12 protein-coding genes are annotated in these 12,092 nt (G+C 51.0%); 1 reads left to right on the forward strand and 11 read right to left on the reverse strand.

The genetic code is table 11. The features are described 5' to 3' along the window. Positions 1–239 precede the first annotated feature (239 nt). From DFQ01_RS02140 to DFQ01_RS02190, 11 genes are all read right to left on the reverse strand, one after another. Positions 240–845: a TetR/AcrR family transcriptional regulator gene (locus DFQ01_RS02140; RefSeq protein ID WP_110042226.1), complete on the reverse strand. Its 606-nt coding sequence runs from the start codon at positions 843–845 to the stop codon at positions 240–242. A gap of 115 nt (positions 846–960) precedes the next feature. Further along, the gene (gene helD, locus DFQ01_RS02145; protein ID WP_110042378.1) at positions 961–3,384 is read right to left on the reverse strand and encodes an RNA polymerase recycling motor HelD; all 2,424 of its coding nucleotides are present in this window, start codon (positions 3,382–3,384) and stop codon (positions 961–963) included. 314 nt (positions 3,385–3,698) lie between these two features. Beyond that, the gene (locus DFQ01_RS02150; protein ID WP_110042227.1) at positions 3,699–4,706 is read right to left on the reverse strand and encodes an NADP-dependent oxidoreductase; all 1,008 of its coding nucleotides are present in this window, start codon (positions 4,704–4,706) and stop codon (positions 3,699–3,701) included. A 122-nt stretch (positions 4,707–4,828) separates the two neighbouring features. Beyond that, positions 4,829–5,122, reverse strand: a complete 294-nt coding sequence (locus DFQ01_RS02155) for an ArsR/SmtB family transcription factor (RefSeq protein WP_110042228.1) — start codon at positions 5,120–5,122, stop codon at positions 4,829–4,831. A 104-nt stretch (positions 5,123–5,226) separates the two neighbouring features. After that, a complete protein-coding gene (locus tag DFQ01_RS02160) occupies positions 5,227–6,141 on the reverse strand; it encodes a DUF4097 family beta strand repeat-containing protein (protein WP_110042229.1) in 915 nt (304 codons plus the stop codon). Positions 6,142–6,552: 411 nt separating this feature from the next. Further along, positions 6,553–7,032 (reverse strand): DinB family protein, encoded by a 480-nt coding sequence (locus DFQ01_RS02165; RefSeq protein ID WP_110042230.1) that lies wholly within the window; start codon positions 7,030–7,032, stop codon positions 6,553–6,555. A 71-nt stretch (positions 7,033–7,103) separates the two neighbouring features. Next, on the reverse strand, positions 7,104–7,859 hold the full coding sequence (locus tag DFQ01_RS02170) for a class I SAM-dependent methyltransferase (RefSeq protein ID WP_110042231.1): 756 nt from the start codon (positions 7,857–7,859) through the stop codon (positions 7,104–7,106). A gap of 24 nt (positions 7,860–7,883) precedes the next feature. Further along, complete coding sequence (locus DFQ01_RS02175; protein WP_110042232.1) at positions 7,884–8,639, reverse strand: class I SAM-dependent methyltransferase; 756 nt, start codon at positions 8,637–8,639, stop codon at positions 7,884–7,886. A 175-nt stretch (positions 8,640–8,814) separates the two neighbouring features. After that, entirely contained in the window at positions 8,815–9,789 is a 975-nt protein-coding gene (locus DFQ01_RS02180; RefSeq protein ID WP_110042233.1) for a hypothetical protein, read from the reverse strand. 107 nt (positions 9,790–9,896) lie between these two features. Further along, positions 9,897–10,253, reverse strand: a complete 357-nt coding sequence (locus DFQ01_RS02185; RefSeq protein WP_110042234.1) for a hypothetical protein — start codon at positions 10,251–10,253, stop codon at positions 9,897–9,899. A 24-nt stretch (positions 10,254–10,277) separates the two neighbouring features. Further along, positions 10,278–10,739 carry a hypothetical protein gene (locus DFQ01_RS02190; protein ID WP_146216828.1) on the reverse strand — a complete coding sequence of 154 codons (462 nt, stop codon included), beginning with the start codon at positions 10,737–10,739 and terminating at the stop codon, positions 10,278–10,280. 386 nt (positions 10,740–11,125) lie between these two features. On the opposite strand from DFQ01_RS02190, the gene DFQ01_RS02195 reads away from it, so the two are divergent. Then, positions 11,126–12,013 carry a cation diffusion facilitator family transporter gene (locus DFQ01_RS02195; RefSeq protein WP_425452340.1) on the forward strand — a complete coding sequence of 296 codons (888 nt, stop codon included), beginning with the start codon at positions 11,126–11,128 and terminating at the stop codon, positions 12,011–12,013. The last annotated feature ends 79 nt before the right edge of the window (positions 12,014–12,092 follow it).

Genomic DNA, 12,092 nt, shown 5'->3' on the forward strand with positions numbered 1-12,092 from the left:
CCTCCGCCTTAAATTTATTTTTCATACCTGTTTACTCGGTATTAATCTTAAAAAAATGGGGCCTATGCCCTTGTCGTTGAACGTTTCAAATCTCTGGCTGTCCAGTCGATCTGTTTATGTACGTCCGTTTTCACAACTTGAATGTTTATTCGGTTTGTGGATGGCTAAATTGTAGCAGTCGATTTCAGCTGTTGTCAATCAATTTTTTTGATAAATTCTATAAGCTTACTCGGGAATAATTATAATTGCGGTTTCGCAGCGAATAAGGAGACAATCGAACTTGCCCTTGCTTGGATCGGAACCTCTGCTCCTGGCATTCGCTGAAGCGTCAGACCTTGGATTAAGCTAACGAAGTAATAGGCCAGCTCCAGCGGGTCACCGTTAACGATATGCCCGTCCCGCTGGCCTTGTTCCATGACGGAGGCGACCGGACAAAGGTTGTTCGTAAACCGCTCGGTTACCGCACGTCGAATCTCCTCGGATGAAGCATCGGATAGACGCGCCGTATGAATGAGAATCGTGTAGGCCCAGCTGTTGTCTAGTGCAAGCCAAGATTCGCATAGCTGGAAGAGCTTGTCCTGAGCGCTGCCCTGCTGAACGGACAACCCCGTGACATGCTTCCCGTAGTCGGTCTGTCCCCTTCTCAGAATCTCGCTAATGATCTCATTCTTGGACTTGAAATAGTGATACATGCTGCCGATGCTCATGCCCGCTGCAGCAGCAATATCGTTAATGCTTACCGATCCAATCCCTCTAACCGCGATGGTCTCAAGGGCGGAATCGAGAATATGATTGATTCTTTTCTCCCGCTGCAGAAGGTCCCTCTCTACGTTTCTTGGCGACATAATTGGCGCAGCCCCTTTCTTTTGACATCCATTATAGCAGTGTTCATACAAAAGACCAGCCAGATTAGCCTGGCTGGCCTCGTCATTGAAGTGATTCTATTTCATGCTGCATGCTCTACTGGCTAAGTGATTTCACCTCATACAGCGAAGTATCGACCTGCTGCAGGAAAGGCGTCCATTCTCCTGCTGCGCACAACACAAGCCGATGCATCGCGCGGGTACATGCGGTATAGAAAAGCTTGCGTTCGCTCTCCCGATCATACACCTTCGAGGAGGCATCGTAGATGAGCACCGCGTCGAACTCGACACCTTTAGCGAGATACGCAGGAATGACGAGCGTTCCTTTCTCAAACGTCGGCGTCTCCTTCGTAATGAGCCGCAGTGCCGGGCAGCTCTGTGCCTGTAGAAGCTCGTAGACATCGCGGCTTTCCGCAGCTGTCTTCGTGATGACAGCGATCGAATCGCAGCCTTCCGCTCGAAGCGCCTCCAGCTGCTTTGCAATCTCCTCGGCTAGCTGTTCCTCGCAATCTACCTGCACGAGGAGCGGCTTCTCCCCACTCCGGTCGAACGGCACGATCTCTTGGGCGCCGATAAGCAGCGACTTCGTAAACTCCACAATTTCGCGGGTGGAACGGTAGCTCCGGACGAGACGAATAAGGTTCGTCTCCGACTCTCCATATAGTCGAATCAGCGGCGATTGTGCGCCATGCAGCTCCGTTGCCTGTGTGAAGATTGCCTGCCCGAAGTCACCGAGCACCGTCATGCGGGCGCGCGGGAACAGCCTTTTGAGAAACTCATATTGGAACATCGAGTAGTCTTGACCCTCATCGACGAACACATGCCGGACCTCCGTGCTCATCCGGTTGCCCTCTACCAGCTCCTTCAAGTACAGGAACGGTGTCGCGTCCTCGTAGAACAGCTCGGACTGGCTCAGCTTCTCCTTCGTCTGCTCACAGATGAGAGGCCACAGCTCCGGCAGCTCGGTCTCGCCGGTCATCGCCATATAAGCATCTTTATCGCTGAACAGCTGTGTGTACAGCTGTTCAGCATCGATGAACTGCATCCGCTTCACACTTCGTCTGAGCGGCGCAAAATGCTCCTTCACAATCATCTTGCGCAGCAGCTCTTCCTCATGCTCGGCATAATCGAAATCCCCTTCGTCCCGCCGAACTTTGTTGCTCATCTTCTCGCGGATATTCTCATACGCTTGCGAGAATTCGAAGATGCTTCGATCTACCCGCAGCTCCTGATAGGCAGCGGCATACTGGTCTTTATCAAGGTAGTCAAGCTCCTCATCCACCCAGAGCGCCTCCCGCTCCTTGGGCTCCAGCTGGGATAGCTGCTTCAGCAGCCACTCCTGCAGCAGCGTAACGCGATTCGCTAGACGAATGGAAGGATCATAACCGTAAAATTGGGCTTCCATCTGCTCGGCCGTAATCAGATCACGATCAAGCAGACGAATGCTGCGGAATCGCATCCCCTCTCGTCCGAGCCAGCCTGCATAATTGCGGAGCGCTTGAAGGTACGCTTCCGATGCCTTATACGCAATCGCCTGCAGCCGTGCCTCGTACGCCTTAGTGGACTGTTCCGTCAGCACATATTCGATCTGATCGAACGGATCTTCCAGCTTCAGCTTTTTGCCGATGCCATGTTCCAGATACTCTTGGAAGGTCGTCTGCTGCATATTTTCCTCGCCAAGCTCGGGAAGGACGGTCGATACATAGCTGTTGAACATCGGGTTCGGCGAGAACAGCACGATCTGGTCCGCCTTGAGCCGCTCGCGGTGTTTGTACAGCAAGTAAGCAACCCGCTGAAGCGCCGCTGACGTCTTGCCGCTGCCAGCCGCCCCCTGAACGATGAGCATCCGGCTGTTATCGTTGCGAATGATTGCATTTTGCTCCTTCTGAATCGTTGCCACGATGCTCTTCATTTGCGGATCTGCGCCTTTGCCGAGCACCTGCTGGAGCAGCTCATCACCTATCGTCACACTCGTATCGAACAAGTGCTGGAGCTTGCCGCCGCGGATCTGGTACTGCCGCTTCAGCTCCATCTCCCCTGTAATTCGGCCACCCGGCGTATCGTACGAAGCAGCTCCCGGAGAATGGTCGTAATACATGCTCGCGATCGGTGTCCGCCAGTCATAAATCAAGAAGCTCATGCCGTCCGAATCAACGAAGGAGGATACGCCGATATAGACCTGTTCACGGATGCCTAGACCATCCTCTATGAAATCAATGCGGCCGAAGTACGGGGACGGCAGCAGACGGTTCACGCTTCGCCACTGCTGCTGCCGCATCCGATAGCTGCGCTCCCGGTCGGACAACAGCGCCTCCTGCTGGCTGATGCTCTGGACCGTCTCCTCGAAATCCTCGTGCGTGCTCGTGTTGACCGTTACTTCTTCCCAGAATCGTTTGCGGATTTCTCCTGCCTGATCTCGAAGTCCAGCAACTTCCGGCTCCAACTGCTCGATTCTGGCCTGCAGCTTCTCCGTCACCTGATTGAGCCGTTCCTGCTCCTGTTTCCAGTCCTGTTCGTTCATCATGACTCCGAACACGCTCCTTCCCAATTTCGCAAAAAACATTTGACATGGCTTCAAATCTCATGGTAAGATTAAAGTGTAAATAAGATGGGTTAACTTTGATCAACTTTATAAATTGCTCAGTGGTTTTCTAATCATACCACAGCGTTTCTTTGCGCGCAATTTCATATTTAGTGATAAATCCGGCCGCTGGCCGGTTTTTTTGTTGTCTTCTGACTGACCATGCACAAAGCCCCATCACCGAATAGGCGGATGGGGCTTTGTTATGGGGTGGATGCTCATAGACGAGCTATTCCGTTTCTGTTTATTCGCGCTTAGTCGACCTTCACGAGCATTTTACCGATATTAGAACCGTTAAACAGCTCCATGAATGCCTCCGGCATGCGGTCGAAGCCTTCGAAGATCGTTTCCTCATAGCGGAGCTTGCCTTCAGACAGCCATTGGCCGAGCGCCTTAGCTCCCTCAGGCAGGCGATCCATATACTCGCCGAGCACGAAGCCCTTCATAAGCGAACGAGTCTTGATCAGCTTCACATACGGACGGGGACCAATGTCGCTTTTGCCACTCGCATCGTTGTAAGCCGAGATGGAGCCGCACAGCGGAATGCGCGCATAATCATTCAGATGGTTCATAACCGCATCGGTAACCGCGCCGCCGACGTTGTCGAAGTAAACATCCACGCCCTGCGGGCAAGCTTGCCCGACCGCCGCAGACAGATCGGCTTCCTCTTTGTAGTTGATCGCCGCGTCAAATCCGAGCTGCTCCGTCAGCCACTTCGTTTTCTCCTCCGATCCTGCGATACCGACGACGCGCGCGCCTTGGATTTTGGCAATTTGCCCAACGATCGAACCGACCGCGCCTGCAGCTCCCGAGACGACAACCGTTTCCCCTGCTTTCGGACGGCCGATATCCATCAGTCCGAAATATGCTGTCAGACCCGTCATCCCGATGACCCCGAGATAAGCCGACAACGGCGCCACTTGATCATCGACCTTGCGCAGCTGGCTCCCATTGTGCACGCTGTACAGCTGCCAGTTCAACATACCGAGCACTTTGTCGCCTGGCTTGAACTGCTCCGAGCGTGATTCCACGACCTCGCCAACACCGCCGCCTTCAATAACCTCGCCGATCCGGTACGGCTCTACATACGACTTGGCCGCACTCATTCGGCCGCGCATGTACGGGTCAACGGACAGATAGATCGATTTGACGACAACCTCATTCTCCTCCGGCTGCCGAACGGGCGCTTCCTTCACAGCAAATGTCTCATCGGTCGGCAAGCCCTGCGGGCGCGATTGCAGCGTAATTAATTTGTTCATCATGGTATGATTCCTGCTTTCATGTATAGGTTGTGAAACGATCGGACTGGGGAGAGCAAGCAGATCTGATGGATAGTTTTAAAACTTTCAAACTATATATCCAAAAAACAAGGCCCTCGGTACCGTTATAGGGTCTCCAAGAAACCTGGCAATATGGCCTTAAATTGATTGTCTTCCAAGAAAATTTTCTTATTCTGTCCTTCCCGCACATAGCGGATAAGATCTGCATCGTACATAATCTTCAGATGGTACGTTACGTTGGACTTGTCCATTCCCATCGCTCTGGCAATCTCGCCGCAGCTGTTATGGTCAGGCTGCTCCTGCAAGTAACGGACGATCTCGATCCGCTTCTTCTCGGAAAGCGCCTTGAACGCAAGTGCCCGCTTGTCGTCGTCAACAGTCGATTGTTTGATAGTCATAGAACTATCCTATAAAGCGACGCCGCCTCTGTCAAGCCGCAGCCATTTCCAGCAAGCCAGATACAACGAAGCCACCCCGCTATGGAGTGGCCTGTTAACAACACTTATTGGTTCTGCTCAACCCGAATGCTGCCGCTGTCCGTGCGTACCTTGATCACTTCACCGGATGTTCCGTGCTGATCTGGTTCACGCACCGATCCGGAGTCAGACTTCAAATCATAAGTACCGCTGTATGAAGCAGGCACTTCGATCCTAACGCTGCCGGAATCGCTCTTCACATTGGCGCCCGTGCTGTCTTCCTTCGTCAGTTCAATCCGGCCCGAATCCGAACTTACTTGAGCTGTGCCGCTCAGACGGTCAAATGTGATGCTGCCGGAATCAGAGGATGCCTTCACTTCTGCACGAATGTTCTCCCCGTGAATGCTGCCGGAGTCCGACTTGATCGACAGCTCTGTGCCCTGATAGTCACTAAGTTTGATGCTGCCCGAATCGGATTTCAACGACAGCGTATCCCCTTCAAAGCCTTCCAGCCTAATGCTGCCCGAGTCTGACTTGAAGGTGCCGTTCCGTGCAGCTGCGCCCGCAGCATTCAGAGAACCCGAATCCGCGCTAATATTCAAGGTTTCAAGCGACTTCCTCGCCTCATCGGTCAGCGTTACCGTAACCGACTGATTATTCGATCGGAACGCGCTAAAATCAAAGAGGTTAAATCGCCATTTGCCTTTCAGGTCGATTTTCAATTGCCCGTCTTCAAGATCCGTGCTCTTCACTTCGTCTACAACATCCTCTTTCGCCCGCCCCGTAATGCGAACCGAATTGCTGCCGTCCGTACTCTTCACGAACTTCACATCCAGCCCCATACTGTCGGAAACGATCGTAAGCTCTTTCAGCTCAGTATTGTCAAAGGTCCAAGTCCTGTCATAATCTAGGCTTGCGCTTTTGTCGCCGAATTTATACTGAATTAACGCAACGATGCCAACCAGAACCAATATGACGCCTAAAAACCGTTTTACACTCATCTTCGTTGTTCCTCCTTATTGACTAGAGAGGCCTTGCCCCAAGCTTTCTTCTTAGCTTTAGTTTACGATATTTGGGAATTGTTACAACCCTTCTATGGAACGGTTGAGTTCACGGACTTTGGTCGGGGTTCGTTACGGCGAAGACAGCCCGACAGGAGACCCTCTCGTGCAATCCCTCTGTGAGAAAATCGTCACCTGCTGGCATTCTTTCCGCAGAAGGAGTCGTCCGATGGCTGGGGCATCAATACGTCGCTGGAGAAGCTGTCACTGTGGAAACCGATCCCGGCCGTCAAGCAAAGAACCAGCGTAACGTCTATAGGAGATAGGGCCGCTTGATGCTCAAGCGCCGTTGTATTAGGTCCAGACACAAATAAACCGTGATAGCGATCGCTATCACGGTTTATTTGAATCTTATTTACTCGCTTGCATCTCTCGTGTTGGTCCAAGAACACCTGGCACTGGCAGGCCAGCTTGACGGAGCAGAACCGTCATTTGACCGCGATGATGGGTCTGATGATCAACCAGCAGGCGCAGGAACTTGCCGCGAGGCATCGTACGACCGAACGCATCGATTTCTTCTACCAGCTGCTCGTCCGTCAGCTTCACCGCTTCACGTGCATAAGCGTCATTAATTTCTTCGTATTTGCTGACGATGTCCGCCATATGGGCCGGAATTGCAGCGCCGCGTTCAACGCCCGGAATTGGCAGTCCTGCGAGTTGTCCGAAGAACCCTGCGGTACTGGTCAAGTGCCAAGCCAGCCAGCCGAGCGTGCTGTGCCCTTCCACGATCGCTTGTCCCATTTTGTCATCCGTAATGGACTTCATGACAGCCAGTGTTCCTTGTGCCGAAGCTGCCCAATCTTGTACAAAATCTTCTGTCGCACGGTACATTCGTATGTTCCCTCCATCATTTCAATTTCCCTTTTATTATAAAGAAGTGCTTGGGGCTCTTCAAACCTGGCCTATCGGCTCGTAATGCTGCATTCGAACACTTGGAAACGCGTCCCTTCCCCGTATCCGTCCTTCACATCGTGCATCTGAACATGCTGGAAACCATTCTGCTTCAGGATGCTCTCGAACTCTGCAAGATCATAAAGACGCAGCGGAAAATCCATGATTTCCGTCTTCTCGACGTTGCCTTCTCTCACGAGCTGATACTTCAATTGGGTGACGAGCAGCGACTGCTCTGCGTCATAATGCACCTTCTTGTACGTGACGATGCATTCGTCGTTCACGTCCTGCCGCGCCGTCTCGGTCCATTCCAGCATTTCATCGATGTGATCGCGTTTCAGTATGATGGTTAACAGCAGTTTTCCGTCAGGCTTTAGGGCAGCCCTCATATTCACTAGGCTTCGGTCAACCAACTCGTTAGGCAGCAGTGAGAATGATCCGAATGGAATCATAATGAGGTCGTACGGGCGTGGACTATCGAATTCCTCGATTGTCTGATGGTGTATGAGAGGCTGTAGGTTCAACCGCCGAGCCTTCTCCCTGCACGCCTGCAGCATGTCCTCCGAGATGTCGAACCCCTCGATATGGACGCCATTTTGCATAAAAGGAATCAACATCCGTCCGTTGCCGCACATCGGCTCCAGCACACGGAAATCGGAATTTGTTCTGTCCACGAAGGATAGATAGAACTCCAGTTCCTTGCCTGCTGCGATTGATTTATCTGTTTCATATAATTTCGTACAAAGCTCTCCGTAATAGCTGTTCAATTGTTTCTTCACTCCTGTTGTGATTTAGAGTTTGGTGCACTTGATAATGAATGCAGGAGGGATAAGAGCCGCCTTCTGATAGGTATACCACACGGCGGGATCACCCGATTGATTGTCCTCCCCGAGGACAACGTCCTCAACCACCCGTTCGATTCGAAAACCAACCTGGATAAGTTCATTCACGTACGTGCCCAGCTTCATCTGATTCACGATTGCCGGACTGTTCCATGGTTCGCATTGCTGCAGACCTTCATCATGGTAAGACCTGCTGATGACGAGCTGATCATCCTTTTGACTCACACGACTGTGAAGCGGATGCTCCCAGCTAAAGATAAAGGTGCCGCCTGGTTTCAAATAGCTGTAGACATTATGCAGCGTACTGCGAAGATCCACCGTCCAACCAAGCGCATAGATAGAGTAGACAACATCAAAATAGTCGCTCGGAACACCGGGGTTCTTCTCCATCGCCCCTTGGAACAAATGCAGCTTCTTCCCATGCTCCGCAAGCAGACCTCGAGCGGTATGGATCTGCGTATCGGACAGATCAATCCCCCACAGCTCTGCTGCATCCTGTGAAGCCATATAGAGCAGGGAATGCCCACTGCCGCAGCCCATTTCTAACACTCTCTTGTTCGTTATATCTCCGAATAGGTGTAATTCGTTTTCTGTTGGCAGATACGGGCCGTACGCCGGAAGCGCCGTCCTCCCAAAGAAGCGCGGAGCCGTGTCGTCCCAGCTTTTTTTATTCGATAAAAGATACTGTTCTTGTACAAGTTCCATTAGTCAGCCTCCTCTTCTAATGAGAGCTAGCACAATATATTCCATAATAGGATCCAAAAAACCTTCCAGCTGCATACAAATAAGCCGCCCCTGTGAATGGAGCGGCTCTGTTATGTATTCCTTTATGTTATATGACATGCGATCAGAACGCTTGACCGCACAACGAAATATGATCCTACAAATATGGCTCAACTACAGGTTTGATATAACGGTTTGTAATCTCCTGATAGTACTGAAGCGCGAACACGCCTGGCCGGACATCGCCATTGTTCGACTTCCACGGATCTCTGCTTGGGTCAGGGAAAGGCAGCAGCAGTACATGAACCATCTGGCCGTTCAACTGCACCTTGCCGAGCAATCCCGGATGGTTAGGAAAAACAGCAGATTGGAACGATTCAAACTGCAGCCCCGGGAAAATTTTCTCAAGCAGCTTCCGCTTCACCGGAATTTTGCCTAGCCCGATAATAAGCGGAATGGAGAAGGACGTAATCAACTGATGAAGCAGCCGTGCCCGTTTGATTGCATCGTTCGTGTAATGACTGAATTCGTCTTGATGCACACGTTTGAAATCGACATTATCGAATGCTTTGTTAAACAATGACTTGTTGACCGTGCTGTATTCAGGGTACCACTTCCCCATATTGGGCCTTGGCAGCGGGCGCCAATCCGTTAGAGCGAAGTCAATTCTGCATTCCGAATCTTTACGGTAAAGCTGTCCGATTCTTCGTTTAATATCAGCTGCTGCATTCTTATCTTCTGGATATAAGCGGAACCAATGATTTGAGTCTGGCTGAGGACGTTCAAGCGCCAAGCTGATTCGAGCGATGGTCGAGTTAAAGAAACCGCCCGTAAACGGTTCAACTGGTGGTAGTCCCAACACCTGCCGCACCTTTTGCCCCCCTAGTTGGGCATTCGGTTCCCAATAGCCATCCTCTCGGCTGCCTGGTGTGAAGGACGATACAATAGAGCCATTGTCGAACTGTCCGAAGGTTTCTGCCCGTGCAATAACATTCTCCGGGATCGCATACCCGCCGGTACCTTCCTCAATGCCGAAGAATACAATCTTTGCATTAGGGAAATTCCCGCATCCCATATAGGAAACCAAAGTCTGATACTGCTCCTGTGAAATGGTCCACTGCATCTTGTCCATTCAAGTATCCCCTTATTGTTCGCGTGAGTTATGTATACTGCTTCTGCATCTACCAGGAACGCTTCAGCCCCCTTAAGAGACGACCGAATTGTAAGGAATCTGCGCCGTTATTTCTCACCCGCTTCAGCAATGCTGAGTCCGGTGCCAAACTTCCATTCTTCATATCCTGCCGGCCTAAACCCTGCGCCCAACACTGCCGCCGCTGTTCCGCTCGTGCTGCCCGTTATTGGGGATACGACTTTATATTGAGAGCCAATTCGTTGTAAGCTGCCTTGATTCGCCAATGTCTCGAGGTCCCGGAATATCCAGCCGTCCGGGTCTGGCTTCTCAAGGATCGACCCTGCAAGCAAGGTGACTCGCGCTCCTCTTGCCGCCGTCCTATCGTAATAGCCCTGTGCCTGGTTTAGAAAGATATTGGCATCTTCTGGATGCTGCCCTGTGGCAAAAAGCTTTGGATTAGTCATCGTGTCCTCTCCGATCCATTGATTTTAACGAGTAAGGTAATCGATCTCTTCTTGGCTTAAGCCCCGGTAGATCCCACAGCCATGAGCTTTGGACCATTCAATCTGCACAAAAGGGCTCGTCTCTCGCTGACCGCCCAGCGAGACCCAACGCTGAGTCGCCTTGAACACACCTGGCATAGCGCCTTGCGGTTGCAGCTCTGGAACTGCCATCTTCAAATCCGTACCGATCGCATGGCCAGGATGCGCGATGAAATAATCCCACACCTTCTTCTGCTTGGGCGATAAGCCTTCAACAAAACCTTTCAGCATCTGCAGGTGCGCACCATCCTGCTCTTGCACTTGTACGGATGTTGATGATGGCGTTGCTGACGATTGCACCGTCTTCCCTTGCTCGCCTTGCAGCTGACCCAAATGGAAATCAAGCAGATCTCTCGCCTTCTTTAACGAATCGATATCATTGAGATCTATCTCCAGCGTCATTCTCACCTTGTTTTCACCTCTCGCTTAATTGTCTTAGGATAATTTTAACACCTACTTTAAAGTCTGTAAACAGTTTTAAGACATTATAATAAAGTGTTAACACTTATGTTCAAGCCGAACAACTTCCTTTAACAAACGGTGAAGATTGCATCGTCCATGATTTAACCCCGCTTCTAAGTGGAATACTACCCAAGAGTATGCATTGTTGGCCGGGGGCAAAACTATTAGGACGTTAAAACTTCTTTGCGCGCAGCCTAAAGTAGTTGACCGGTGCAAGACTGTTTCTCTAGACCCACACGGTTTCTGTAAACTATAATGACACAGGACCATCCATTAAGATGGGAATTCGGACCAATTACGTTTCAAGAATGCGATAAATGGAGGCACCTGTGTTGAGTAAGGATAGCAATCAGTCCATCATTGCCGTTTGGATCAGTTTATTCAGCAATATTTTTCTTACCGTTGGCAAAATAGCAGTTGGCGTCTTCTTCAACAGTCCCGTTCTCTTAGCTGACGGCGTACATAATGCGGGAGATGTAATCGCGACAGGCGCTGCGCTTGGCTCCATGCAGATTTCGAAGCGTCCTGCCGATGACGATCATCCGTATGGACATGGCAAAGCAGAGGTTCTAGCATCCGGCATTGTCGGCATCATCTTGGGCCTTGCATCGATCTATATGGCGTATCACGCTGTTCTGGGCCTGTTCGAAGACCCTCATCCGACAAGTTATATCGCGCTCATTGCGGCCTTTATTTCATTGGTGTGGAAGTTCTGGCTGTACAAATACACGATCAAATTAGGCAAGGCCACGAATTCCAAGGGCTTGCTTGCAACAGCGTATGACCACCTTGCCGATGTGTATGCATCGATCGCTGCTGTACTTGGCATTGGTCTATCCCTATTTGGTGAGCATTTTGGCATTACGTTCTTATCCTACGGTGACCCGGTTGCGGGTATTATCGTATCGTACTTCGTCCTGAAGCTGGCCATCGAGATGGGCAAGGAAGCAACGAATGTGCTCATGGAGACGAATGTAAGCAAGGATAAGCTGGACGATTTCTGCCGAATCATTGAATCCGTAGGAAATGTGAAACGGATCGACCGCGTTCGGGCAAGGGATCACGGCCATTACATTCTCGTTGACGTTCGTGTAAGCATCCCTGCTGAATTGACCATCCAAGAAGGTCACGATATTTCGCGTGAAATTAAACAATCGATCATGGATCGTCACGCCGATGTCGATGAAGTGCTCGTGCATCTGAATCCGTTTTATGCTTAAGGATATCTTGTCTAAAATCAACCGCTCGCGCTGCTGCGAGCGGTTTTTCGTTGTGCGTACAATCAACCTCGGAACCTAG

Origin of the sequence: Paenibacillus cellulosilyticus, from assembly GCF_003182255.1 — a bacterium.
Classification (GTDB): domain Bacteria; phylum Bacillota; class Bacilli; order Paenibacillales; family Paenibacillaceae; genus Paenibacillus_T; species Paenibacillus_T cellulosilyticus.